This is a genomic window from Nocardioides cavernae (genome assembly GCF_016907475.1).
Classification (GTDB): Bacteria; Actinomycetota; Actinomycetes; order Propionibacteriales; family Nocardioidaceae; genus Nocardioides; species Nocardioides cavernae.
Genome location: NZ_JAFBCA010000001.1, coordinates 953,573 through 979,179, shown reverse-complemented (window position 1 = coordinate 979,179; position 25,607 = coordinate 953,573). Strand labels below are relative to the sequence as shown.

General features: G+C 72.3%; 17 protein-coding genes. 8 read left to right on the top strand and 9 right to left on the bottom strand.

The annotated features are described in order from the left end of the window. Positions 1–59 precede the first annotated feature (59 nt). Together JOD65_RS04560 and JOD65_RS04555 are read left to right on the top strand one after the other, a co-directional pair. Entirely contained in the window at positions 60–923 is an 864-nt protein-coding gene (locus JOD65_RS04560; protein WP_191193544.1) for a maleylpyruvate isomerase family mycothiol-dependent enzyme, read from the top strand. After that, positions 920–1,858, top strand: a complete 939-nt coding sequence (locus JOD65_RS04555) for an oxidoreductase (protein WP_191193545.1) — start codon at positions 920–922, stop codon at positions 1,856–1,858. Before JOD65_RS04560 ends, JOD65_RS04555 begins: the two co-directional genes overlap by 4 nt. Here the strand turns inward: JOD65_RS04555 and JOD65_RS04550 are convergent. The 5 genes from JOD65_RS04550 to JOD65_RS04530 form a co-directional block, all read right to left on the bottom strand. Beyond that, positions 1,855–3,357: an NHL repeat-containing protein gene (locus tag JOD65_RS04550; protein WP_191193546.1), complete on the bottom strand. Its 1,503-nt coding sequence runs from the start codon at positions 3,355–3,357 to the stop codon at positions 1,855–1,857. The genes JOD65_RS04555 and JOD65_RS04550 overlap by 4 nt on opposite strands. A 75-nt stretch (positions 3,358–3,432) precedes the next feature. Continuing rightward, a complete protein-coding gene (locus JOD65_RS04545; protein ID WP_191193547.1) occupies positions 3,433–3,696 on the bottom strand; it encodes a hypothetical protein in 264 nt (87 codons plus the stop codon). 720 nt (positions 3,697–4,416) lie between these two features. Continuing rightward, positions 4,417–6,402, bottom strand: coding sequence for a carboxypeptidase regulatory-like domain-containing protein (locus JOD65_RS04540; protein ID WP_191193548.1), 1,986 nt, complete (start codon positions 6,400–6,402; stop codon positions 4,417–4,419). A gap of 175 nt (positions 6,403–6,577) precedes the next feature. Beyond that, complete coding sequence (locus tag JOD65_RS04535; protein ID WP_191193549.1) at positions 6,578–7,810, bottom strand: fatty acid desaturase family protein; 1,233 nt, start codon at positions 7,808–7,810, stop codon at positions 6,578–6,580. A gap of 33 nt (positions 7,811–7,843) precedes the next feature. After that, on the bottom strand, positions 7,844–8,974 hold the full coding sequence (locus JOD65_RS04530) for a ferredoxin reductase (protein ID WP_191193550.1): 1,131 nt from the start codon (positions 8,972–8,974) through the stop codon (positions 7,844–7,846). Positions 8,975–9,076: 102 nt separating this feature from the next. Here JOD65_RS04530 and JOD65_RS04525 point away from each other — a divergent pair, with 102 nt between their 5' ends. Beyond that, on the top strand, positions 9,077–10,261 hold the full coding sequence (locus tag JOD65_RS04525; RefSeq protein ID WP_191193551.1) for a PucR family transcriptional regulator: 1,185 nt from the start codon (positions 9,077–9,079) through the stop codon (positions 10,259–10,261). A 77-nt stretch (positions 10,262–10,338) separates the two neighbouring features. Here JOD65_RS04525 and JOD65_RS04520 read toward each other — a convergent pair whose 3' ends face one another. Then, on the bottom strand, positions 10,339–11,820 hold the full coding sequence (locus tag JOD65_RS04520) for an amidohydrolase (RefSeq protein WP_191193552.1): 1,482 nt from the start codon (positions 11,818–11,820) through the stop codon (positions 10,339–10,341). 49 nt (positions 11,821–11,869) lie between these two features. Further along, positions 11,870–13,123 (bottom strand): amidohydrolase family protein, encoded by a 1,254-nt coding sequence (locus JOD65_RS04515; RefSeq protein WP_191193553.1) that lies wholly within the window; start codon positions 13,121–13,123, stop codon positions 11,870–11,872. 87 nt (positions 13,124–13,210) lie between these two features. On the opposite strand from JOD65_RS04515, the gene JOD65_RS04510 reads away from it, so the two are divergent. Together JOD65_RS04510 and JOD65_RS04505 are read left to right on the top strand one after the other, a co-directional pair. Beyond that, positions 13,211–13,864 (top strand): hypothetical protein, encoded by a 654-nt coding sequence (locus JOD65_RS04510; RefSeq protein WP_191193554.1) that lies wholly within the window; start codon positions 13,211–13,213, stop codon positions 13,862–13,864. Positions 13,865–13,892: 28 nt separating this feature from the next. Next, positions 13,893–14,522 (top strand): hypothetical protein, encoded by a 630-nt coding sequence (locus JOD65_RS04505; protein WP_191193555.1) that lies wholly within the window; start codon positions 13,893–13,895, stop codon positions 14,520–14,522. Positions 14,523–14,532: 10 nt separating this feature from the next. Here JOD65_RS04505 and JOD65_RS04500 read toward each other — a convergent pair whose 3' ends face one another. Further along, positions 14,533–15,987: a serine/threonine-protein kinase gene (locus JOD65_RS04500; RefSeq protein ID WP_191193556.1), complete on the bottom strand. Its 1,455-nt coding sequence runs from the start codon at positions 15,985–15,987 to the stop codon at positions 14,533–14,535. 20 nt (positions 15,988–16,007) lie between these two features. Here JOD65_RS04500 and JOD65_RS04495 point away from each other — a divergent pair, with 20 nt between their 5' ends. Both JOD65_RS04495 and JOD65_RS04490 read left to right on the top strand, forming a co-directional pair. After that, positions 16,008–16,586, top strand: coding sequence for an RNA polymerase sigma factor (locus JOD65_RS04495; protein ID WP_191193557.1), 579 nt, complete (start codon positions 16,008–16,010; stop codon positions 16,584–16,586). Further along, positions 16,583–18,112: a M1 family metallopeptidase gene (locus JOD65_RS04490; protein ID WP_191193558.1), complete on the top strand. Its 1,530-nt coding sequence runs from the start codon at positions 16,583–16,585 to the stop codon at positions 18,110–18,112. Before JOD65_RS04495 ends, JOD65_RS04490 begins: the two co-directional genes overlap by 4 nt. 11 nt (positions 18,113–18,123) lie before the next feature. Here JOD65_RS04490 and JOD65_RS04485 read toward each other — a convergent pair whose 3' ends face one another. Continuing rightward, complete coding sequence (locus tag JOD65_RS04485; protein ID WP_191193559.1) at positions 18,124–23,910, bottom strand: carboxypeptidase regulatory-like domain-containing protein; 5,787 nt, start codon at positions 23,908–23,910, stop codon at positions 18,124–18,126. 178 nt (positions 23,911–24,088) lie between these two features. Here JOD65_RS04485 and JOD65_RS04480 point away from each other — a divergent pair, with 178 nt between their 5' ends. After that, complete coding sequence (locus JOD65_RS04480) at positions 24,089–25,564, top strand: carboxyl transferase domain-containing protein (RefSeq protein ID WP_191193560.1); 1,476 nt, start codon at positions 24,089–24,091, stop codon at positions 25,562–25,564. Positions 25,565–25,607: the final 43 nt, after the last annotated feature.

Here is a 25,607-nt window from a genome sequence, read left to right as displayed (position 1 = left end):
CCGAACGCGGGGACCCCGCTGTGCCGGGTGACGTCGGACCGGTCCCCTACCCTCTCCCCATGACCGATCCCGCGGCCGACGCCGCGACAAGCCCCGAGGCCGAGACCGCGACGGACCGGGAGCGGCTCGCTGCGCTCGTCGCGCTCTGGTGGGGTGCCGTCGACTCCTTCACCAAGGTGCTCGAGCACGTCGCCGACGACCAGTGGTCCACCCCGACCGACCTGCCCGGCTGGGACGTCCGGGCCGTCGCCGCCCACACCGCCCACCTCGAGGCGCTGCTGGCGGGGCGCCCGCACGAGGAGGTCGAGATCGGTGAGGCGCCGCACGCGCGTGGGATGATGGGCCGGTTCACCGAGCAGGGCGTGCTGGCCCGGCGCGACGAGACGCCCGACGACCTCATCACCGAGATCCGCGAGTCGACGACCGCGCGCCACACCCAGCTGCTGGCCGACCCGCCGACGGACGCCTCGGCGCCCGCGCCCGGAGCATTCGGCGCGATCGGCTGGACGACGGGCCTGCTGCTGCGCAACCGCCCGCTCGACGTGTGGATGCACGAGCAGGACGTGCGCCGCGCGCTCGCGATGCCGGGCAACCTCGACTCCGCGGCGGCCGTCCACACCGTCGACTACCTCATGGAGAGCCTCCCCTACGTCGTCGGCAAGCGGGCGCAGGCGCCGGTCGGGTCCGTCGTACGCCTCGAGGTGGCCGGCCACGCGCCGGTGACCGTCGCCGTCGGCGAGGACGGGCGCGGTCGTCGCGCCACCTCCGACGACGGCGAGCCGACCGTCACGCTGGCCATGGACCGCGGGACCTTCGTCGTGCTGGCGGGTGGTCGCCGCGCCACTGCCGCCGACGACGTACGCGTCACCGGCGACACCGCGCTCGGCGAGCGCGTGGTCGCCTCGCTCGGCGTGACCCCGTGAGCGATGCCTGGACGACCGCCGACATCGGCGACCTGACCGGTCGCACCGCCGTCGTCACCGGGCCGACGCTCGGTGGGCTCGGCTTCCACACCGCGCTCGAGCTCGCCCGGCACGGCGCCCGGGTGGTGCTCGCGGGGCGTACGCCCGACAAGCTCGCTGCGGCGGCCGAGGCGATCGCGGTCGAGGTGCCCGCCGCCTCGACCGAGGCGCTGGTCGTCGACCTGTCCGACCTGGGGTCGGTGCGGGCGGCCGGGGAGGCGGCCGCCGGACTCGGCCCGCTGCGCCTGCTGGTCAACAACGCCGGCATCATGGCTCCGCCCCTCCGCCGCACGGGTGACGGGCTGGAGTCGCAGATGGCGACCAACCACTTCGGCCCGTTCCTGTTCACCGGCCTGCTGCTCGACCAGCTGGCCGCGTCGGGTGACGGTCGCGTCGTCACGCTGTCGTCGCAGATGCACCGCGTCGCCCGGTCCGCGCCGGTGGGTGATCCGCGAGGCAGTCACCGCTACAGCCGGTGGCACGTCTACGGGCAGACCAAGCTGGCCAACCTGCTGTTCACGTTCGAGCTCGACCGGCGGCTGCGGCAGGCCGGCACGCCGGTCCGTGCGCTGGCCGCGCACCCGGGTCTCGCCGGCACGCACCTCGCCGTCAACGGACAGCTCGGCACCACCCGCGGCCGACGCGCGGCCGTCCTCGACGGCGCGGTCAAGCTCGTCTCGCAGTCCGCCGAGGCGGGCGCCCGACCGACGCTGATGGCGGCCACCGCCGACCTCCCGGGGGCGACGTACGTCGGACCGAGCGGTCCCGGCGAGGCCGCCGGTCCGCCGCGGATCGTCGGCGCCGCACGACTGGCTCGCGACGACGTGGCGCAGCGACGGCTGTGGGAGAGCAGCGAGGAGACGGTCGGGCTCGCCTGGCCGCCGGCTCGGCCCTAGCGGCGGTCGTGCACCCGGACCAGCCCGGCCCGCGTGCCGAGGTAGGCCGAGCCGTCGCGACCGAGCGTGACGGTCGAGCCGTCGCTGCCGGCGAGCAGCCCGGTGCCGGTGCGCACGCCCCAGCGCCGGCGGCCGGAGTCGGCGTCGATCGCCGTGAGGTACCACGCGCTGACCCCGGTCAGCGACGGCCGCTTCGCCCAGACGTAGAGCAGCCCGTTGGGCCGACTGGCGACCACGCCCGAGGCCGGCGAGACGGCGTCGGTGGTCCAGGTCACCGCGCACCCGTCATCGGTGAGGTCGACCCGCGCCACGCCCGCGCCGGCGGTGAAGCCGAGCAGCGCGCGGCGTGAGGACGCGTAGCCGGCGTCGTTCGCCACCACCACACCCGCACCCAGGTCGGCGAGGGTGCTGCGGGTGCCACCCTCCCCCTTGTCGAACACGGACTGCCGGCAGACAGTGCGACCGTCGTCGCGGGCGAGGAACCGCACTCCCGGGCGGTCCTCGACCTCGTCGGTGATGGCGACCGTCCCGCGGTCGACCAGCACCGGCGCGGACCCGCTCACGCCGTCGTACTCGCTGCGCCAGGTGACCTGCGGGATGCCGTCGCCGCCCACGACCAGGCGGTGCACGGCCTCGTCGGTGACGACGTACGCCGCCCCGGGGTCGACGGCGACGTCGTGCCGGACGTCCTCGCCGAGGTCGACGACGCCGACCTGGCCGGTCGTCGGGTCGAGCGTCCCGACGAGACCGGCGTGGGAGGCAAACCAGATCCGGCCCGACCAGTCAGGTGCGACGGAGACGAGGCAGTCGCCGAAGGAGATGTAGGGCTTGAGGTCCCAGATGGCGTCGGTCTCGAGGTCGGGCTCGCCCTCGTGTGACGTCCGCACGGCCAGCACCTGGCGGTCACCGGTGCCGACCACGGCCCGTTCGGCGTCGTCGAGGTAGAGGGACTCCCCGTCGCAGGGCGAGTCCTCGGGCAGGTCGGGCAGGTCCTGCGACGCCACCGGCCGCAGCGTCTGGGGGTCGACGAGGCGCAGGGCGCGGCCCTCGCCGGCGGCGCAGAGCGCGACGAGGAGACCGGTCGCGGTCTGCTCGAGCCGGCCGCACCGCTGGAGGCCGAACCACGCCGTGTCGACCTCCGGCTGGTGGCCGAGCGGTCCCGGACGGTCTGCCGGCTCGCCGGCGGAGCGGTGGGGGTTGGGCGGGACCTCCTCGGCCGGCACCTGGTGGGGCGACGCCGGGCGACCGACGTACGACGGACCGGCCCACGCGCCCGGGGCCGGCGGGATCGGCAGCCAGCCGTCCGGGACGACCACGACCAGGAGGCCGGCGGTCGCGGCGGTCGCGGCGGTCCAGGCCACGACGCGACGGCTGACGTAGGCGCGGTCCTGGACCCACCAGCGGACACGCGGGACCGCCAGCAGCGCGGCGGCGAGGAGCAGGACCACGGGCCCCAGCGCGACCCACAGCAGCAGGAGCGCGCCGACCAGCCAGACCACCGGGCGACTCTAGGTGAGTCCCACCCGTCACACCGGGAGGCGCATCGGGGAGCACCCGATGCGTGCGTCACACGGTCAGTCGACGGCCGGGCGGGGCAGTGGCGCGGTCAGGGTGAGCTCGGCGAACGAGCCGTGCCCGCCCCCGCTGCGCAGGAAGACGCGTGAGCGGCGCGGCGTCGGCACGCGGGAGGGCGGTGCCTCGTGGATCGGGATGACGTCGGCGTCGGGTCCGTCGGTCGTCCCGGGTCCTGGCCGGGCGACGAGCGCGCCGGTGAACTGCTCGAGCGACTTGATGCGGCCGGTGAGATCGATCCCCTGGGCGTTTCGGTCGTGCTTCATCGGCGGACTCCTTCTGTCCCCACCTGACGGCCCCCCACGGACCGTCTGCAGAGGACACTAGGAGCCGCGCCGCCGGGCTTCCTTTACTCATGGAAGTCTGTGAGAAGCCTTCGGGAGACGGTCCAGACCAGACCTCCCGAGACCCGTGGAACCTTGACCGCCGCTCCGGATCCGAAAGCACGGGAGCACCCTGCAGGCAGTTCGAGCACCAGGACCTCGCCCTCGCGCTCAGCCGCGCGGCGCGAGAGGCGAACTGCCTGCATGGTGCTCGTGCGACGACGACCCACCCAGGTAGTCGGGGTCCGGACGCACGAGAGCCGGAGACCGTGCGACTCCTCGTCGTACGACCTCCGGCTCTGACCGCCAGTCCCCTGTGCTGTCGGTCTTGCGCTGTCAGGTGACCGGCTTGCGGACCGTGGACCCCCCGTCCGCGGCCGCACGCGGTCGCGGCACCAACGGCCGCGCCTCAGCGCTGACGTCGGACCCGGGCTCCCCCACGGATCCGATGCGGATCATCGGGACACGCCCGGTGTGCCGGTCACCCTGGTGGTGCTCGTGGTCATCTCGTTCTCCCCATGTCGAGTGCTCACGACAAGAAGGATGCTCCTGCAGCCGTTCTGATACATCAGTGTTTCTACCGAGGTCCAGACCAGCTTGCTTCACCCGTGGAAGGGGGTCCCGCGACCGGTCGGTCGCGGCCCCCCTTCCTTGCTTCGGCTGTCAGGCGACCTTGCCGACCTTCAGCGTGACGACCTTGGTCGTCCCGCTCGCCGACAGCGTGACCTTCACCTTCAGGACCTTGCCCTTCAGGGCCTTGGTGATCTTCAGCTTCGACGTCGTCGCCTTCTTGATCTTCGCGCTGCCGGCGTACCACTGGAACCGGTAGGCGACCGTCGTCCGCATCTGCGCGATGAGGTTGGCGACCTTGATCGTCTTGCCCACCTTCGGCTTGCCCGTGACCTCGAGGTCATCCGCCACCTGCGTCAGCTGCGACGCCACGCTCGGCGCCGGGACCGGCGCCGGAGTCGGTGCCGGGGCCTGCGTCGGCGCGGGCGCCTGCGTCGGCGTCGGGGTCGGGTTCGGCTCCGGGGTCGGCTCCGGGTTCGACGCGGGCACGTCCACGACGACATCCTTGCCAATGCCCGCCGCGTCCGGCCCGACGACGATGTCGCTCGCCGTCTGCAAGGAGGTTCCTCCGACCCAGCCGACGACCTCTTCGTCGTGCCGGAGGGCAAGTCGGTAGGTGCCGGAGAGGAGGTAGTCGAGGTTGTAGGTCCCGCTCTCGCCGGTCCAGGCGGCCCAGTCCCGCGCGCGCCACTCCCCCCGGTGCGGGATCCAGCGGTACGGAAGCACCTCGAGCCCCTCGACCGGGCTCAGGTCGGGGCGGCGCACCGTCCCGCTGATGCTGGAGCCCTTCTCCATCACCGTCGTCAGACCCGTCAGCGTCTGCCCCTCAGTGAGCTCGATCGGGGTCGCGTCCTCTTCGCGCTGCTGGTTGTCCCACATCTCCGGCATGAAGGAGGTGGAGCCGTTGTAGGCGGAGAACGACAGCAGGTAGCGACCGGGGCGGATACCGGTCAGGGAGTACTGGCCGGATGCGTTGCTGCTCTGCTGTGAGAAGGGCAGGCTGATGAACTCCCAGACCTGCTGCGTGTCGTTCCATCGCCTGACATTCACGTAAGCACCGAGGAGCGGCGTTCCCGCCGACGTCGTCACGAGCCCGGAGATGCTGGCCGGACGCTCTACCACGACGTCCTTCTCCCGGACTGTCGCCTCAGGCCCGACCTGCACGTCCGACGCGGTGGAAGACGACTCGGCGTCGGGCCAGAACTGTTCGACGTACTTGTTGCTCTCGTGCTTGAACCCGATCCGGTAGGTGCCTGCCGCGAGACGTCCGATGTCGTAGTTGCCGTTCGAGCTTGTCCTGGTCGACGAGACCGGGGTCCAGTAGCCGTAGGTCGGGTCCTTCTGGTAGGCCGAGACCACCAACCCCTCGACCGGCAGTCCAGCTCGATCTACTGCGCGACCGGTGATGTGGGACGCGGCCACGAGGTGCGCATCCCGGTTCAGCAGCTGCTGCCCACGTGTGAGCTGGACGGGCGTGGCTGCCTCACGGGTCAGCGCGTTGTCCCAGTACTCGGCGGCCAGCACACCGTTCATCGAGTCCCGGAAGCCGATGCGATAGCTGTCGGTGTCCAGCCCCCTCAGCTCGTAGGTGCCGTCCGGTCCGGTCGTGGTCGATACGGCGCTCCGCCACCACCCGGTGCCCATGCTGATGTCCCACACGTAGGCCTGAACCTCGACACCGGGAGCCGGGACGCCAGTCCCCTTGGTGACCGTGCCGGCGATGAGACCCGCGGCAGCCAGCCCAGCGTCGACATCAGGAGTCACCTGTCCGTCGACGACGGACACCCCGGTGGCGACATCGAGGAACTTCTCGTTGTCGTAGTACTCCGGGAAGTGGCTCCGTGAATCGTCGCGGAAGCCGACGTGATACGTCCCCGGGGCGAGGTTGTCGATCGAGTAGTTGCCGTCGGCGTCGGTCGGGTCGCCGGCGGCCCATGTCCAGGCGCCTGAGCTCCAGCGATAGGCAGTGACCTGGATCCCTTCGAGTGCGGGACCGCCGTCGGTCCTCACGGTGCCGGAGATACCCCCGGTCTCGACGGCGTGGACCGGCACCACGGCGATGCCGGACAAGATGACCAACAGCAGACCGACAGACGCCAGCACGGAACGGCACAACGCGCGCAAGACGAACCCCCACATAGGCAGCCCCCACGGCTGCGTCAAGACATACCTTACGAACGAACGACGACACCCTGAGTCAGAAACCGGCAAAGACCCCCCGTACGGGGGGTCTTTGCCGGTCGAGATGGATGCGTCAGGCGGCTGCCCGCGCCTCGCTCTCGAGCTTGCGGCCGAGCAGGCGCCGGGTACGGCGGTCGCCGGTGGCCATCTTGTAGAGGATCGCGAGCTGCTGCGGCGCGTTCTTCTTGTTCGTCGTCGCGAGCCAGCCGTTGGGGAGCGAGAGCCGGATGACCTTGTGCCAGGCCGAGGCGACCTGCTGCGGCATCGGACGGGCGCAGTAGGTGAGGTCGTACTTCTCGAACAGGGCCTGCACCTTGGGCGCGATCTCGCCGTAGCGGTTGGACGGCAGGTCGGGGAAGAGGTGGTGCTCGATCTGGTGCGACAGGTTGCCGGTCATCAGGTGCAGGAACTTGGAGCCGGAGATGTTGGCGCTGCCGAGCATCTGCCGGACGTACCACTCGCCCTTGCTCTCGCCCTCGATCGAGCGCTTCTCGAAGGTCTCGACGCCCTCCGGGAAGTGCCCGCAGAGGATGACGGAGTTGGACCAGAGGTTGCGCACGACGTTGGCGGTGAAGTTGGCCGCGAGGGTCGGGACGAAGGAACCGGTGGGGATCGACAGGACGGGGTGGACGACGTAGTCCTTGGTGGCCTGCTTGCGGATCTTGCCGAGGACGGCCTTCACGCGGCGGCGGAACTCGGGGTCCTTCGTCTGCTTCTTCTTGATCACCGCGCCGAGCTCGAGGTCGTAGGCGGCGATGCCGTACTCGAAGAAGACGGCGTTGATGAAGCAGAAGAGCGGCTGGGCGAGCGAGGCCGGGGTCCAGGTCTGGTCCTCGTCGACGCGCATGATGCCGTAGCCGAGGTCGTTGTCCTTGCCGATGACGTTGGTGTAGGTGTGGTGGAGCTCGTTGTGGCTGTGCTTCCACTGCTCGGCGGGCGAGGCCATGTCCCACTCCCAGGTCGAGGAGTGGATCTTCGGGTCGCGCATCCAGTCCCACTGGCCGTGCAGGATGTTGTGGCCGATCTCCATGTTGTCGAGAATCTTGGAGATGCTCAGGCCGGCGGTGCCGAGCACCCAGGCCGGCGGGAACGCACTGAAGAGCAGCACCGCGCGCGAGCCGAGCTCGATCTTGCGCTGGGTGTCGATGACGCGACGGATGTACGCCGCGTCGCTGGCGCCGCGGCTGTCGAGGACGTCCTGGCGGATGGCGTCGAGCTCGATGCCGATCTGCTCGATGTCGGCCTCGGTGAGGTGCGCGATCGGGCTGGTCTGGCCGAGGACGGCCTTCTTCTGGATCGTGGTCATGTCGATCTCCTCAGGGGTGGTGGAGGTCAGGCGTCAGTGGTCGATGTGGCACGGGCCGGCGGCGGCGTTGATGCAGGTCTGCACCTTGAGGTCGCCGGTCTCGCCGGGGACGGCGGTGGTGATCGCGCCGTTGCGCAGGTCGCGCACGCTGCCCTCGCGCAGCGGGATGACGCAGCCCATGCAGATGCCCATGCGGCAACCGCTCGGCATCAGCATCCCGGCGTCCTCGGCGGCGTCGAGGATGGGCGTCGCCCCGTCGAGGTCGAGCGTCGTGCCCGAGCTGAAGGTGACTGTGCCGCCGTCGCCGGGCTCGACACGTGCGGTGCGGAACTGCTCGGTGGTCAGGGTGATGCCGGCCGCCTCGTGGTGGGCGGCGAGGGCGTCGAGCAGGCCAGCCGGGCCACAGGCGAGGGTCTGGCGCTCGGCCAGGTCAGGCACCAGGTCGGCCAGGTCGTCGACGGCGAGGACGCCGTGCTCGTCGTCGTACCTCGCGACGAGGTGGATCGCGCCCGCGGCGTCGAGCGCCTCGAGGTCGCGGATGAAGATCGAGTGGGGGTGGCTGGGCGCGACGTGGACGACCACGATGTCGTGGTCGGCGCTGCGATCCGGCCGGAGCACGCCCTCGTCGGTGCTCGGGAAGAGGTTGCGCAGCATGCCGATCACCGGCGTGATGCCGGACCCGGCGGTGACCATGAGGAACTTGCCGCCCTCAGGCGGAAGCACGAACTCGCCGGCCGCCTGCTCGAGGTGGACCAGGGTGCCGGGTCGCGCCTCGTGGACGAGGTGGTTGCTGACCAGGCCGTCGGGAACGGCCTTGACCGTGATCGAGATGCGGCCGTCGCGTCGCGGGCCGTGGGTGAGCGAGTAGGCCCGCCACTGGCGTACGCCGTCGACGTCGATGCCGATGCGGAGGTACTGGCCGGGCACGTGGCCGGCCCAGTCGGCGCCGGGGCGGATCACGATGGTCGCGGCGTCCGCGGTCTCGGGGTGCACCGACTCGATGCGTCCGCGCAGGTCGGCACCGGAGCGCAGGGGCGCGAAGAGGTCCATGAAGTCGGCCGGCAGGTAGGGCGTGGTGGCAGCCTCGGCGACGCGGACGAGCTGGTCGCCCAGTCGCTTGCCGCGGGTGGCGCCGCGTACCGGCGGCTCGAGAGTCGTGCTCATGACACAAATGTCGTCGATCCACTGCGGATCTTCCTGCTCCTCGCACGTGAATCGGGGCTAGACTCTTGTTCGCTGCGAACAAAACTGACCTCAGGAGGCGCGATGTCTGGCCGTGACGTGCGCCCCGCCACACAAATGCAGGCCGTCGTCGGCCTCGACCCGCAGGTGGCCGAGGCGCTGCGGGCGCGGCTGGCCGAGGTCGCGGACCGGGTCGTCCTGACCATCATCGACGAGGTGCCCAGCTATGCCGGCGCGTTCAGCGGGCGGATGGGCGAGGTGATCCGCAACGCGGTGCAGCTCGCGCTCGGCGGCTTCCTCACGCTCGCGACCCGGCAGGACGGCAAGGCCCCACCCAAGGCCCCCGCGATCGAGGGCGCCTACCAGCTGGGGCGCGGCGAGGCCCGCAGCGGCCGGACTGTCGAGGCCCTGCTCGCCGCCTACCGGGTCGGCGCACGCGTGTCGTGGCGCGACATGGCGGACGCAGCCGTCGAGGCCGGGATCGGCGCCGAGCAGCTGGCGCGCTTCGCCGAGCTGGTGTTCGCCTACATCGACGAGCTCTCCGCGTCCTCGGTCGCCGGGCACACCGACGAGCTCGAGAGCAGCGGCCGGGTCCGCCAGCGCAACCTCGAACGGCTGGCCCGCGCACTGCTCACCGGCGCCCCGGCTGACGCGGTCAACGCCGCTGCCGAGCGCGCCGACTGGGAGCCACCGGGTGCGTTGACGGCCGTGGTGCTGCCGGAGTCGCAGGTCTCGCACGCGCTGACCGCGCTCGACCAGCGCACGCTGCAGCCCACCGACGACGTGGCCGGGCTGCCCGAGGGGCATGCACTCCTCCTGATGCCGGGCACCGGTTCGGCGGGCTCGCGTCCCACGTTGCTCCGCGCGCTGCGCGGCACCGACGCGGTCGTCGGCCCCGGCGTGCCGTGGCTCGAAGCGGCAGCGTCGTACCGCCGTGCCCTGCGTTGCGCGGCCCTCGGCGTCGACGGCCTCGTCGACTCCGACGAGCACCTCGCCTCGCTGGTGCTGGCCGCCGACGCCTCCGCCCGGGACGACCTGCGCGCGCGGGTGCTCGCACCGCTTGCCGACCTACGCCCCGCGACGGCCGAGAAGCTGACCGACACCCTCCGCAGCTGGCTGCTCAACCACGGTCGCCGGGACGCGGTGGCCGAGGAGCTGTTCGTCCACGCCCAGACCGTGCGCTACCGCGTCGGCCAGCTCCGGGAGATCTACGGCGACCGGCTCGAGGACCCGGCCTTCGTCCTCGACGCCACGCTCGCGCTGGCCTGACCCAGCGGCCGCCGCGGCCGCTGTAACGCCGGGTTACTGGCGGTACCCCCGGTGGAGCACCCCAGTGGGTAGTCGCACTAACCCGGCGTTACAGCGGAGCCGGCGACCCAGGTCTCGACGACGTGGTCGGCGAAGGACCGCAGCCGGCGGGCGTGCTCGCGGTCCGACGCCCCCTCGAGAGGGTCGGCGTCGAGGAGCACCAGGTCGGCGGGGTGCCCGACCGCGACCGTGCCCCAGCCGTCGGTCGAGGCGGCGAGCGCCTCGCGGGCAGTGATCGACTGCTCGGGGTGCCACGGCTCGCGGTCGTCGTCGGAGCGGTGGACCGCGCTGGCGATCGCGAGCCACGGGTCGAGCGGGGACACCGGGGCGTCGGAGCCGAGGACGACCTCGACGTCGTCGTCGAGCATCCACCGCAGCGGGAAGCACCGCTCGGCACGACCGGGCCAGAGCCGCTCGGTGACGTCGCGGTCGTCGAGGAGGTGAGCGGGCTGCACGCTGGCGCGCACGCCGAGGTGCGCCATGCGGCGTACGTCGTCGCGCGTGGTGAGCTGCACGTGCTCGATGCCGCCGCGGGCGCCGGTGTCCTCGAAGGCGGCGAGCGCCTCGGTGACCGCGCGGTCGCCGATGGCGTGCACGGCGACCTCGAGCCCGCCGGCCGCGGCGCGGGCCAGCAGCGCCCGGAGCTCGTCCGGGCTCTGGTTGGGCTGGCCCTCCTCGAAACCGGGTACGGCCTTCTCCGCGTAGGGCTCGCAGCACCAGGCGGTGCGGGTGTTGAGCGAGCCGTCGCTGATGATCTTGAGCGGACCCATCGTCAGGCGCGGGTCGTCGGCGAGCGGGTCGCCGGAGCGCAGGCCGCGGGCGAGCACGTCGTCGAGCCCGTCGGCGTAGCAGGCGTGTCGGATCCGCAGCAGGTCGGCGCCGCCGGCCCACCGCTCGGCCCAGTCGGCGACGCCGCCGCTGAACTCGAGGTCGACGAGCCCCACCACGCCCTGCGCGGCCGCCGCCTCCATCGAGCGTCGGTAGGCGTCGGGGCCAGTCCCGTCGGTGCCGAGGACGGTCGTCAGGCGCCCGTAGGCCATGAACCACTCGGCCTCGCTGACCACGCTGTCGCGGGTCGGCAGCGCGAGCATGTGCAGCGCCGTCGTGTTCAGCCAGCCATGGTGGCCGTCGCCCGCTATGAGCACGATCGGCTGGTCGGTGTCGATCGCGTCGAGGTCGGAGACCGCGGGGTTGTCGGGCCACGCGGTGGGCCGGTGACCCCACCCGATGACGGGCACGTCGGGCCACTCCTCCAGCCGCGCGCGTACCAGCGCGACCGCCTCGGCGCTGGACCGGGCGGGAGCGAGGTCGAGCCGCGCGGACGTGAGCGTCCACTGGCCGAGGTGCACGTGCTGGTCCCAGAGCCCGGGCATCAACCAGCGCCCGGCGGCGTCGTACGACGTCTCGTCGCCGCTCAGCGACGGCCCGAGCTCGACCACCCGACCCCCGTCGAGGCGTAGGTCGACGGGTCCCGGGACGGCCTCGGTGACGGCGACGAGGCGGGCGTTGCGGATCAGCACGGCACCACGCTAGGTCCAAGCGAGCGGGACCCGGCGAGCGGTCCGCTGGTCAGTGCCCTCCCGGCGGGGCCAGGGGCTCATCGATCGCCACACCGCCCACCCACACCGCGAGCGGGCGGGACAGCGCCGTGACGTCGGTCGCGAGGTCACCGTCGACGACGAGCAGGTCGGCGAGCCGGCCGGTCGCGAGACGACCGGCGTCGATGCCACAGTCCTCGGCGGCCACCGAGGTGGCGGTCGCGAGCGCCTCGTCCACCGGCCACCCGCCCCGCACCAGCTCGGCGACCGAGCGCCACAGGTGGCCGTGCGGCTTGGCGGGCATCGCTCCGGCGTCGAGCCCGGAGACGACGCGGATGCCGTGCTCGCGGAGGCGGACGGAGTTGGCGGCGACGCGGGCGAAGTGCTCGTCGCGGTCGGTGATGCCGATCCGCTCGAGCATCTCGAGGATGTGCGGCGGCATGGCCGACACCGGCGGGAGCCGCGACGGGTCGCTCCCCAGCGTCGGGCACACGGTGACACCCGCGTCCGCGACGCGGGCGAGCAGACCGGAAGGCGGGTCGGCCCCGGCCTCGCTCATGCACGTGAAGTGCTCCAGCCCGTCGATTCCGGCGTCGGTCGCGACCTCCGCCCCGGCGACCGAGTGGGTGTGGGCGACGACCCGGAGGCCGGCGTCGTGGGCGGCACCGACCATCACCCGCAGCGGCACGACGTCGAACTGGGCGCCGAGCTGGTCGCTGCCGGGGGTCAGGAAGCCGCCACTGGCCATCACCTTGACGAGGTCGACGCCGCGCTCCACCCGCTCCGCCAGGGCGCGGTGCACCGTGGGGGGGTCGTCCGGGTCGACGTCACCGCCGAGGAACCAGCAGTGCCCGAGCGGGATCGTGATCGGTGGACCGGCAGCGACCACCCGCGGCAGCCCCTCGCGCTCCCGTCCGCGGTGCTCGAGCACGCGGTAGCCGGCGTCACCGAGGTCGCGGACGCTGGTCACCCCCGCCGTGACCTGCGCCCGCAGGCTGGCCGTCACCACCTCGTCCACTGCCGCCGGGGCGGCCGTGCCGGCCCACTCGAGGCTCCCGGGCGTGCCGGGGAACGCTCCCGACGCGACGAGGTGGACGTGGCAGTCGACCAGCCCGGGCAGGAGGGTGCCGTCGACGTCGGTGACGGGTACGTCGTCCGGCGGGCGGAACGCAGCGGTCTCGACGCCGACGACCCGGTCACCCTCGACGAGCACCGTGGCGCCGTCCGGCAGGAACCGCACCCCGTCGAACGCGCGGCCCGCCCGCAACGCCCACCGGGAGCCCATCTCCCGATGGTGCGCCCGGGCGGCCGTCCGGCGCACCGGCGCGGCTCGGTGGACCAGACCAGCCACCCGGGCTGACATGATGGCGCCGTGAAGTGGCGGGGGCCGGCGGTACTGGTCGCGCTCCTGGCGGTCGGCGCCGGGGGCGGCTACGCCGCGTCCGCACAGAGCCGCGACGGATCCATCGGGTCGGGCGTCCCCGCCCCGGTGCCCGCGCAGGCACCCGAGATGCCGGTCGAGGCGCCCCAGCCTCCCGTCCCCGATCCGACCGACCCCCCGCTCGAGCCGGACATCGCGATGGCCCCGCAGAAGGTCGGCACCGGCAAGTTCGAGATCACCTTCCCCGCGCCCGTCGGGTGGAGCACCAACGCCAACGCCAGCAACGAGTGGAAGTGGAAGAAGCCGGGCACGTCCAACAACACGTACGTGATGCGGATCGAGCAGATCAACAGCCAGGACATCACGATCCAGGACGCGATCAACATCCGCATCGAGCGCCTGCGCGCCGAGCAGGACGACGTGGTCATCGTCGACCGCGGAGCGGAGACGCTGGAGTACACCTACCGCAGCAACGAGGGCAACGCCCGGCACAGCTTCATGCGCTGGCTCGACCTCGACGCCAGCGGCCAGGCCGACGTGGAGATCGTCGTGCACGGCCGTGAGAAGGACGTCCCCGGCACGCGCGACCTCATCCGCCGGGTGGCCGAGGGCATGGAAGGGGCGGGCGGCGGGCCTGTCGGCTGAGCACACCCCCACGGACTAGGTTGGCGCCGTGAACTGGCGGGGGACGGCAGTGCTCGCGCTGCTGCTCGCCATCGGGGTCGCGGCGGGGTTCGGCGCGTCCTGGGTCCTGGGCAAGAACCCGTCGGGCGACGGGACGGCCGCACCTGTGCCCGCCTCACCCAGCCTGCCGGTCGACCCGGTCCCCGAGCTGCTGCCGGATCCGCCGACCCCGGCGCTGGAGACGGGGGTCCCGCTGGTCTCCCAGTCGGTCGGCGCCGGCGACTTCCGGATGACCTTGCCGGTCCCGAAGGGCTGGACCTTCTCCGAGAACTCCCTGAACGAGTGGCAGTGGCGACCGCCCGGCCAGCCGGATTTCGGCTACGTCCTGCGGGTGGAGCAGGTGCTGAGCAACCGCCGGTCGATCGAGTGGACGCTCGACCGACGGATCGACGAGCTCCGCGAGGACGAGACCAACGTCGAAGTGCTCGACCAGACCAACGACAGCCTGCACTTCACCTTCATCACGTCCAACCACCTGCGCCACGGCTACCTGCGGTGGCTCGACCTCACGGGCTCCGACAACGCCCAGGTGGAGATCGCCGTCACCGGCCGGGAGGTCGACGACCCGGGCATGGCCGACCTGATCGCCCGGGTCGGGTCGGGCATCCGGCTCGGCTGAGCGGGCCGCCTCAGATTCCGGAGGCCCGTACGGAGTCGAGGACCCGGTTGGCGATCCCACGGTCGTCGGTGCGGATCTGGACCCAGAGCAGCTGGTTCTGGTTGACCCGGATGACGCGCTCGACGGTGAGGTCGACGCCGGGGCACCCGCTGAAGAAGACCGTCATGTAGTCGTCGTCCCCCCTCTCGTCGAAGTAGGGGCCGCGCTGGACCGAGCACTCGGGGTGGCCGGGCACGCGTGACGGCAACCGGTCGCCGGGCAGGACGCCGACGAAGACCCCCTCGCCGGGGTCGTCGTCGGAGTTCCACCCCGAGCGGGTGCCGGCGGCCACCGATGCCTGCTCGGCGCGGCCCTCGAACGGGACCCACTGCTCGGGGTCCACCTGGCGGGCCCAGGAGGACGGCACGGTGACGAAGACCGTGCCGGTCGAGTCCTTGACGGTCACCTCGGAGGCGGCGGTGCGCTCGAGCGCCCAGCCGGCGCCGGTTCCTGTGGTGAGGGCCAGGACGGCGGCCGCCACCCACGGCCATCGACGACGGCGTGAGCGAGGACCTGGTGACGGGTCGCCGGCAACCCCGGTCGCCTCGGTGCTGGCGGCGGCGCGGGTCAGGTCGGGGTCGGCCGGGACCCAGGTCGCTGGCGTCTCGTCCACCGGCTCGCCCACGGCCTCCACGAGGGCCGCAGTGAACGCCGCGACGTCCGGGAACCGGTCCTCGCGGTCCTTGGCGAGGCCGCGGAGGACCACCTCCTCCACGGCCGGCTCATCGATCTCCATCGGCGCGGGCGGAGCGGGGTTCTCGGCGGCCGCGAGGCTCGCGTGGGCGTAGGGCTGGCGACCCGTCAGCAGGTGGTAGCTCAGGGCGGCGAGCGAGAACTGGTCGGCTCGTGCGTCCAGCCCCTCGCCGAGGGCCTGCTCGGGGGCCACGTAGGAGGGGGTGCCGCCGGCCATGGTGAGCCGTGAGGACATGTCCATCGCCTTGCCGAGGCCGAGGTCGCCGAGCATCGCCACGATGTGTGCGCCGCGTCCGTTCTCCACGGTGCGGAACAGCACGTTGGCGGGCTTCACGTCGCGGTGCAGCACGCCGCGGTCGTGGAGGGCGGTGAGCCCACGGCCGACCTGCGTGATCACCGACACCGCCTGCGACCGCGTCAGTGGGGAGAGCTCGATGAGGTCGGCCAGCGTGCCCTGGTCGGCGTACGCCATCACGAGGTAGGGGCGCTCGTCCTCCAGCTCGCCGGCGTCGTAGACGGTCACGACGTGGGGCGACTCCACCTTGCGGAGGAAGCGGCCCTCCTCGAGGAAGCGCTGGCGGATGTGGTGGTCGCCGGCCCAGTTGTCGGCGAGGACCTTGATGGCGACCGCGCTGTCGAGGTGCTCGTCGTAGGCGAGCCAGACCGTCGCGAACGCTCCTGACCCGATGCGACGGCGCACCGGGTAACGACCGAGACGAGAGGGAGCGGACACCCGGGCATTATCGTGCAGGGGTGGACTATTCGGGGGACCCGGGCGACGCGCTGGCGCCAGACGACATCGACGAGCTCGCGCGGCGCGCCCAGGACGGCGACCGTGACGCGCTCGAGCTGCTGCTCGCCGCGGTGCGCCCGCGGGTGCTGAACATCTGCCGCGGGGTGCTTCCCTACTCGGGGGACGCCGAGGACGCCTGCCAGGAGGCGATGCTCAACGTCGCCACCAAGATCGCGTCGTGGGGCGGTCGCGGCCGGTTCACCACCTGGCTGCACATCGTGTCGGTCAACAGCGCGCGCACGACGTACCGCCGGCTGAAGAACCTCGCCACGCCGACCGACTTCGAGGACGGCGCGCACGACCGTCCCGATCCGCGCACCACCAGCGTCATCGCGGGCACCCGGCTCGACCTGCTCGAGGCGATGGAGACCATCGAGAAGGAGCACCCCCAGTTCGTCGAGCCGCTGCTGCTGCGCGACGTCTACGGCCTGCCGTACGACGAGATCGCCCTGCTCGTCGACGCACCGCTCGGCACCGTCAAGGCGCAGATCCACCACGGCCGCAAGCTCGCCCGGCCGCTGCTGCGCGGTGAGCGGTGACGCACCACCGCGTCCGCGGGGTGCTGGCGGCGGCCCTCTCCCTCTCCGTCCTGGCTGCGTGCTCGGGTGAGTCCGCCGGCACCGAGGAGCGGCAGGACCCGCCTCCCGCCGCCGCGTCCTCGGACAGCGAGGCGCCCGACGACGAGAGGTCGGACGGTCCCGCCTCCGGACCGGTGGTGAGCGAGCCGGAGGAGCCCGACCTCGACCTCGCCGTGTCGACGCCGCGCGAGGACAGCGTCTACCCCGCTGTCGGCGACCCGCGCGTCGACGCGCTGCACTACGAGCTCGACCTGACCTGGGAGCCCGACGCCGAGCACCTCACCGGCGAAGCGGTCATCACCTTCCGTGCGGCCCGGACGGCCCCACGGTTCCAGCTCGACCTCGGGTCGGGCCTCACCGTCGGCGAGGTCGCCCTCGATGGCGAGCCGATCCCCTTCGCCCGTCGCGGCAAGGACCTCGTGCTGCGCGCGCCGATCGAGGAGGACCAGCGCTACGAGCTCAGCCTCGACTACGTCGGCACGCCCGAGCCCGCCCCCGCCCCGACCACGCGAGGCGACTTCAGCACGATCGGCTTCACGGTGACCCGCAAGGGCGAGGTGTGGACGATGCAGGAGCCCTACGGCGCCTACACCTGGTACCCCGTCAACGACCAGCCGTCCGACAAGGCGCTCTACGACATCACCGTCCACGCCCCGTCGGAGTGGACCGGCATCTCCAACGGCGAGCTCACCGAGCTCACCAGCGACGCGGACGGCACGACCACGTCCTGGCAGCTCGACGAGCCGGCGTCGTCGTACCTCATCACGCTCGGGATCGGCGACTACGTCCACAGCAGCAACACCTCCGACGGCGGGCTGCGGGTGGACTACTGGACCCCGCGAGGCATGAAGCGTCCGCTCGACTCGATCAAGACCGCGGCCGCGACGGTCGACTGGGTCGAGACCCGGCTCGGCGACTACCCGTTCGACTCCCTCGGCCTCGTCGTCACCGACTCGCAGAGCGCGATGGAGACCCAGACGATGGTCACGCTCGGCACCAACGACTACGTCCTCTCGCCGCAGGTCATCGCCCACGAGATCGTCCACCAGTGGTACGGCGACCAGGTCTCGCCGTCGGACTGGCGCGACGTCTGGCTCAACGAGGGCATGACGATGCTGCTGCAGTGGGTCTACGAGGACGAGCACGGCCTCCGGCCGCTGCGCCAGAGCGTGCGCCTCGCCCGCTCCGCCGACCAGCAGCTGCGCGACGAGTTCGGTCCGCCCGGCGCCTACGACCCGCGCCAGTTCGGCAGCTCCAACATCTACTACACGCCCGCGCTGATGTGGAACGAGCTCCGCCAGGACCTCGGCGACGACGAGTTCTACGCCGGCGCCCGCTCGTGGCTGGCCGACCGCGACAACACCTCGGTGTCGCGCGAGCAGATCTACGACCACTGGGAGAAGGAGACCGGGCGCGAGCTGTCGGCGTTCTTCGACCGCTGGATCATGGGGCAGCGGACGCCGGCGCCCGGGGTGCCGCAGGGCTGAGCCGGCCCGGGTCAGGTCACCTTCTTTCCCGCCGAGGTCTTGACCACGGTCGCCAGGCCCGCCTTCGCATAGGTCGCCTTGACGCTGACCTTCTTGCCCTTGTCGGCCGCGGTGAGCTTGTAGGTGGCCTTGGTCGCGGCCTTGATCTTCTTGCCGTTGCGCAGCCACTGGTACGTCACGGTGACGCCCGTCGGCGAGACGGTGCCGATGACCGCCTTCAGCTTTTTGCCCACCTTGGAGGTGCCGCTCACCTTGGGCGTCGGGCATGTGATCACGGCCGGCGCGGGTGCGGGCGCGGGCGGCGTCGGGACCGGTGCCGGCGTGGGTGTCGGCGTCGGCGCAGGGGGCGGCGGGGGCGGCGGGGGCGGCGGCGGGACCACCGCCGCGGCCACGGCAGCGGTCTCCGCCGAGGTCGCGGTGGCACCCGTCCAACCCGTCTTCGACGCGGTCACCCGCACCGACAGCTTCTTCCCCACGTCACCGGCGACCGGCGTGTAGCCGCTGGTCGTCGCCCCCGCGATCGCCGATCCGTCGGCGAGCCACTGGTAGGCAAAAGTGGAGTCGGACGGCGTCCACGTGCCGCTCGTCGCCGTCAGCGCCTCGCCCACGGTCGGCGTGGTGTCGCTGATCGACGGGGCGACGGTGTTGTAGACGGTCGTGGTCTCCACGACCGCGGTGGTCTCGACCGAGGTCGCCGAGTCCGGGAGGTGCTCCGCCCGGGCCGCGGTGACCCGCACGGACAGCTTCTTGCCGAGCTGTCCGGCCGGGACCTGGAAGGTCTTGGAGACGGCGCCGCCGATGTCCGTTCCGTCCGAGCGCCACTGGTAGGCGAGCGTGACACCGCTCGGCGTCCAGGTGCCGTCACCGGCTGTCAGCACCTGGCCGACCTCCGGGGTCGTGTCGCTGATGGTGGGCAGCGCCGTGTTGGCCACCTGGGGCTGCGGGGCGACAGCCGACGTGGCTGCCGACGTCGCGCTGTCGGTGACGAAGCCGGCCTTCGAGGCCGTCACCCGGACCGACAGCACCTTGCCCTGGTCGGCTGCGACCACCGTGTACGCCGCTGTCGTTGCGCCCGCGACGGGCGCGCCGTCGGCGAGCCACTGGTAGGCGTACGTGCCGTCGGACGGCGTCCACGTGCCGGGCGTCGCGGTCAGCGACTGGGCCACGGCCGGGGTGGTGTCGCTGATCGTCGGGACCGCGGTGTTGGTCATCCTGGGCGGAGCCGGGACGGCCGCGGTGGCCGCGGACGTGGCGCTCACGCTGGTGAACCCGGCCCTGCTCGCCGTCACCCGCACCGCGAGCGTCTTGCCGATGTCACCGGCGACCACCGCGTAACTGCTGGTCGTCGCCCCGGCGACGGGGCTGCCGCCGGCGAGCCACTGGTAGGCGTAGGTGCCGTCGGCCGGCGTCCAGGTGCCCGTGGTGGCAGTGAGGGTCTGCCCCACCTCGGGGGTGGTGTCGCTGACCGTCGGCAGGCTGTTGTTGACCATCGGGGGCGCGTCTGGCGGACCGATGACGAGGTCCTGCGGGACGGCCGTGCTGGTCGCGCGGGTCGCCGACACGGCCACGGCGCTCCCGGCCGACGGTGAGACGGTGCCCGCGCCGTCGTAGTAGGCCGTCGCGGGCCCGCACCCGCCGCCGACGACCCGGAGCAGGTAGCTGCCGGTGGTCAGCCCGGGGACGACGTACGAGCCGTCGGCCGCGGAGGGACGGGAGTCGCGTCCGACCCGGGTCCCGTCACCCGAGTAGGCCGTCACGACGCAGCCGGCGACGGGGTTGGACGAGGTGTCCCGCACGCGACCGGTGAGTCGGCCACCCTCGACCAGGACCGCGCTCACCCCCGCCTGGGTCGCGGCGGCAGCGAGAGTGAACGTCTGTGAGGCGCCCACACCCAGGTGCTCCGCCTTGCCGTTGTAGAACTGCGCCTCCGCGACGTCGTAGCCCGCGTCGCGGGAGAACTCGGCGCGGTAGGTGCCAGGGACCAGGTTGCTGACGGAGTAGGCGTTGGCGTGGGCGTTCACCGCGGCGCTGGTCGCGAACGCGCCGGTCGTGGCGTCACGGATGACGACCCGGCTGTCCCAGCCGGAGAGCCGCTGCGGGAAGGTCACCGTGCCCGTGACGGTGGCTCCGTCGTCGAGGACGGCGTCGATCCCGGTCACGTCGGAGCCCGTGCCGAGCGCGACAGTGCCGGCAGCGGCCTGCGTGGCTGCGTTGTTCCACCACTCGGAGATTCGGTTGTCGTACGCCGAGAAGCTGATCTTGTAGGTGCCGGGTGGCAGGTGGGCGCGGAATACGCCGTCGGCGTCGGTGCTGTCGGAGTCGAAGAAGCTGTAACCGCCCCCGGTCTGGAGCTGGTAGAAGGTCGTGCTCGCAGTGTCGATGGCGCCGCCGACACCGGTGATCGTGCCGGTGATCGCCCGGCCCCTCGCCAGGGTCGCGTCCACGGCCACGGGTGCTGCCGTCGACAGCGTGACGAGGTTCGCCGAGGCGAGGTCGGCCTTGTCGAGGTGGAACTCCGGGATGAGCCGGTACGACTCGAAGCGGACCTTGTAGTTGCCGGGAGGCAGCGTGTCGATCACGTAGTCACCGTCGGAGCCGGCGAAGTCGCTGGCCAGGACCGGTGCCGATCCGAGGTCGGTGGCACTCGCCGGGTAGACCCTGACCTGCCCCGACACCGGTCCGTCCGGTCCGGACAGCCGTCCCCGGAGGACCGTGGCCGCGGCGAGCTGGGCGTTTATCGACCCCACGTCGGAGGCGGAGACGACCACCGGCTGCGCGGCCGCGGCAGTGGCGGCGTCGTTCCACCACTCGACGAGGTGACCGCTCTGCCGGAACTCGACCCGGTAGGTGCCCGGCGCGACGTACGTCGTCCAGGTGCCGGCGGCCGCGGTCGTCGCGTCGGAGTAGTAGTCCCAGTAGAAGCCACCCTCACCGTCGTCGTACCTGCGCTCGACGGTGACGTCGGCGTCGGCCAGGGGTGAGCCGGTGGGTCCGGTGAGCGTCCCGGAGATGGTGCGCGCGGCAGCCAGTGCGGCATTGGCGGTGGCCGTGCTGCCGATGCCGACGACGATGCGGTCCGCTGCCGCCAACGTGGCCCTGTCGTTCCAGTACTCCGTCACGAACCGGTCGGCACCGATCTCGACGACGTAGGTGCCCGGAGCGAGCGAGTCCACGGTCCATGCGCCGGTCGCGCTCGTCGAGGCGTAGTCCACGTCCTCGAAGTCGCCCGGGGCGACCTCGCGGTAGACGGTGACGTACCCGTCGGTGACCGGTCCTGCCGGCCCGGTGACGGTGCCGCTGATCGTGCCGGCCCGCGCCAGTGCGGCGTTCAGCCCCGTGCGGTTGCTGCCGCTCACGACGACGGGGGTGGCCGCGGACTCGGTCGAGGCGCCGGCGTACCACTGACCGAGGTAGCCCGTCCGGGAGAAGCGGAGCCGGTAGGTGCCGTCGGGCACGGTGGTGCTCCACGAGCCGTCGGCCGCCGTGGTCAGGTCGACGACGCTGCGCCAGCGGACGTCGTCCTGGGTCTGCACGCCGCGCTCGACGCGCACCTCGGCATCGGCGAGGGCCGCTCCGCCTGCGGCCGCGGTGACCGTGCCGGACAGCGTGCGCTGGTTGGAGGCCAGGGTGGCGTTGACGGTCGCGGTGCCGTTGAGCGCCACGGCCACGTCGTCGCCGAGGTCGACGTCGCTCTTGTCGAGGTTGAACTCCGGTGTCATCGCGGCCGCCGAGAAGCCCACCCGGTAGTTGCCGGCGTTGAGGCCGGTGAACGTGTAGGAGCCACCGGCGGTCGTCTGCACCGAGCCCGCCTGCACGAAGCTCGGGTTGGACCACCGGTAGACACGGACGGTGGCGCCGGTCAGGGCGCCCGACGGTCCGCCCACCGTGCCGCTGATCCGGCCGTAGCGGTCGAGGGCGATGTCCTTGCCCGTCTGGTCGGCGCCGGCCGCGACGACGATCCGGGTAGGCCGGGTCGAGGTCGCCGGTTCGCTGTAGAACCGCTGCTGGTGCTCATTCGCCGAGGCGGAGACGCGGTAGGTGCCCGGGGCCACGTCCAGGGAGTACGCCCCGCCCGCCGCGGGCGTCGTGGAGCTGACGAACGACCAGAACGCGCCGTCAGGACCGGTGAGCTTGCGATAGGCGGTGACGGAGGGCGCCGTGAGGGCGCCCCCGGCGCGCGAGGTCACGCTGCCAGTTATCTTCCGCGCCGCCGCCAGCACGAAGCTCGCGGTCGCGGTGCTGTTCTTGGCGGCTGTGATGGTGTCGGCGGCGAACACCTCCGGCTTGTCGTTCCAGCACTCCGGCGCGAGACCCGTTGCCGAGTCCACGCACACCCGGAAGGGGCCGGGGGCCAGACCGGTGAAGGAGTACGCGCCACCGGCGGTCGTGGTGTCCGAGTCGCTCCAGGTCCAGCCCGAGGACGAGAACCGACTAGGGGTGTAGAGCACGACGGAGGCACCCGTGACGGCACCCGACGGCCCCGTGACCGTGCCCGAGACCTGGCCGCCGACGTCGAGGACGGCGTCGGCGGTGGCGGTCGCGCCCTGGGCGACCGCGACGTCGGTGGCGGTCTCGAGGGTGTCCTTGTCCTGGTAGTACTCCGGGAGGTAGCCGCCGGCACCGAAGGTCTGGAAGCGCAGTCGGTAGCTGCCGGTGCGCAGCCCGTCGACGACGTAGCTCCCGGCGTTGTCGGTGAAGCCGCTGCCGGCCGTCTGCCACTGACCGCCGACGAGCCGGTACGCCGTGACCGACACGCTCGGGATCCCCGTGCCGCCCGAGGTCCGGACCGTCCCGGTGATCCTGCCGCCCGCCGTGAGCGCGGCGTTGACGTTCGCGACCGGGGTCTGCCCCACCTGGACCAGTTGCGCGTCGGCGGCGTCGAGGACGTTGTCGTAGTACTCCGTGAGGTAGCCCGTCGCGGCGAACGAGATGCGGGTGGGCCCGGCGGGCACCCGCAGCGTGTACGTCCCGTCCGCTGCGCTGGAGGCGAAGTCGACCTCGTCCCAGTAGGTGTCCCCGAACTCGTCGGTCACCTGTTGCTCCGCGGTCACGCTGGCGTTCGCCACGTTGGCGCCGCCGGTGCCGGTGACCCGCCCGGAGACCGGGGTACGGGCCGCCAGCAGCGCGTTCGCCTGCTGGACCTCGCCCGTCACCACCGTGACGTCGTCCGCCGTGGACACGGAGGTCTTGTCGTTCCAGTACTCCGTGATGTGATTCAGCGCACTGAACCGGAGCCGGTAGGCCTTCGGCGCGAGGCCGGCGAGCTCGTAGTGACCGGACGCATCGGTGCTGGCGAAGGCCGTCGCGAACCAGAACTCGTCGACGTCGTCGTACTCGTAGGCGGTGACGTCCGCTCCCGCGATCGGGCCGCTCGCGTTGCTCACGGTGCCGGCGATGACGGGCGGCGGGATCAGCTGGAGGTCGACGAACTCCGCCCCGAAGTCTGGGTCGACCGCGATCGCGTCGGCGTTGGCGATGGTGCCCGCACTGTCGTAGAAGACCGTGCCCACACCGGACTTGGTCGCGCCGACGTAGTAGGTGCCGTCCAGGCCGCCGAACTCGTACGTCCCGTCGGCGCCGGTGACCTGGGGGCTCCCCACCGCGACCTTCGCCGCGTTGTAGAGGGTGACCGTGGCACCGGAGGCCTCGAAGAAGTCGGGCTCGTAGACGGTGCCCGCGATGGTGCCCGGATCCCCAGGGGCTGCGGACGCCGGCGCGAGGGGCGCCAGCACCACAGCCAGGACGAGGAGGAACAGGCCGACGGGGCCTGCGACGCGACGGTTTGCTCGAGTGACCACAGCGATCTCCGTACAGGCGTGGCCCGAGCCTGATGGACAGCGGATTGCACCGTGGACCGGCCAGGGCCCTGTCAGGGATCCCCTGCTCGGGATTACCTACGCTGGTGTAGGCGCCCCTACCCCTGCGGGTGACCGGCACCGGGGCGGACCGTCGCGACGCATGGCCTAACCTCGCTCAATGAGCGAACGACTGACTGCGCGCGACCTCATCGACCTGGTCCTCGACGAGGGCTCGTGGTCCTCCTGGGACACCGCTCCGACGCGTGACGGCGTCAGCGAGGCGTACGCCGCCGAGCTGGCCGCCGCGGCCGAGAAGTCGGGCGTCGACGAGTCGGTGCTGACCGGCGAGGCGCGGATGCACGGGCGACGAATCGCCGTGCTGGTGGGCGAGTTCGGCTTCCTGGCCGGGTCGATCGGACGGGCCGCGGCCGACCGGATCGTCGCCGGCATCGAGCGGGCGACCCGCGAAGGCCTGCCCCTCGTGGCCGCGCCCGTGAGCGGCGGCACCCGCATGCAGGAGGGCACCCCGGCCTTCGTGCAGATGGTCCGGATCTCCGCGGCCGTGGCCGCGCACCGCACCGCGGGCCTGCCCTACCTCGTCTACCTGCGCCACCCCACCACCGGCGGCGTGATGGCGTCGTGGGGCTCGCTCGGCCACGTGACGGTCGCCGAGCCGGGCGCGCTTGTCGGCTTCCTCGGCCCCCGGGTCTACGAGGCGCTCTACGACCGCCCCTTCCCCGAGGGCGTGCAGACCTCGGAGAACCTCTACGCCCGCGGCATCATCGACGCCGTCCTGCCGCCCGAGGAGATCAAGGAGATCCTCGACCGCGCGCTCAGCATCCTCATGGCGGCCCGGGAGGGCGTCGCCCCGGTCGCGGACCCGGGGCAGGAGAACGTGCCGGACGTCGACGCGTGGGACTGCGTGACCCGGTCGCGGCGCCCGGATCGACCGGGCGTACGACGGCTGCTGCGCTACGCCGCCAGCGACGTCGTACCCCTCAACGGGACCGGGCAGGGCGAACGCGACGCGGGGCTCCTGATCGCGCTCGCGCGCTTCGGCGAGGCGCCGTGCGTCTTCCTCGGCCAGGACCGCCGCGGCCAGACCACCGACCACCCGATGGGACCCGAGGCGCTGCGCGAGGCCAGACGCGGGATGCGGCTGGCGTCCGAGCTCGGGCTGCCGCTCGTGACGGTCATCGACACGCAGGGGGCCGCCCTCTCCGCCGACGCCGAGAACGGCGGGCTGGCCGGTGAGATCGCCCGCTCACTGGCGGACCTCGTCACCCTCGACGCGCCCACGCTGTGCCTGATGCTGGGCGAGGGCAACGGCGGTGGCGCGCTCGCCCTGCTGCCCGCCGACCGGGTGGTTGCGGCACAGCACGCGTGGCTGTCACCGCTGCCGCCCGAAGGCGCCTCTGCGATCGTGCACCGCGACCTCGACCACGCCGCCGAGATGGCGCGGGCGCAGCAGGTGCGGGCCATCGACCTCCACCGCCGGGGCGTGGTCGACCGGATCGTGAGCGAGAAGCCCGATGCGGCCGACGAGGCCGAGGAGTTCTGCCGTCGCGTCGGCGCCGTGCTCGAGCACGAGCTCAGCGCTCTCATCACCTCCGGGCCGGGGTCGGCGGACGAGCGGGCGCGGCGCTACGTCTGACGATCCGAGGCGTGTCGTCACCCGAGCGGTGCGTCGGGGCGTG

What these genes read in the sequence shown, in the direction of transcription:
- JOD65_RS04480 (WP_191193560.1), top strand. Translation starts at nt 24,089, where the DNA reads ATGAGCGAACGACTGACTGCGCGCGACCTCATCGACCTGGTCCTCGAC.
- JOD65_RS04530 (WP_191193550.1), bottom strand. Translation starts at nt 8,974, where the DNA reads ATGAGCACGACTCTCGAGCCGCCGGTACGCGGCGCCACCCGCGGCAAG.
- JOD65_RS04560 (WP_191193544.1), top strand. Translation starts at nt 60, where the DNA reads ATGACCGATCCCGCGGCCGACGCCGCGACAAGCCCCGAGGCCGAGACC.
- JOD65_RS04545 (WP_191193547.1), bottom strand. Translation starts at nt 3,696, where the DNA reads ATGAAGCACGACCGAAACGCCCAGGGGATCGATCTCACCGGCCGCATC.
- JOD65_RS04525 (WP_191193551.1), top strand. Translation starts at nt 9,077, where the DNA reads ATGTCTGGCCGTGACGTGCGCCCCGCCACACAAATGCAGGCCGTCGTC.
- JOD65_RS04515 (WP_191193553.1), bottom strand. Translation starts at nt 13,123, where the DNA reads ATGGGCTCCCGGTGGGCGTTGCGGGCGGGCCGCGCGTTCGACGGGGTG.
- JOD65_RS04535 (WP_191193549.1), bottom strand. Translation starts at nt 7,810, where the DNA reads ATGACCACGATCCAGAAGAAGGCCGTCCTCGGCCAGACCAGCCCGATC.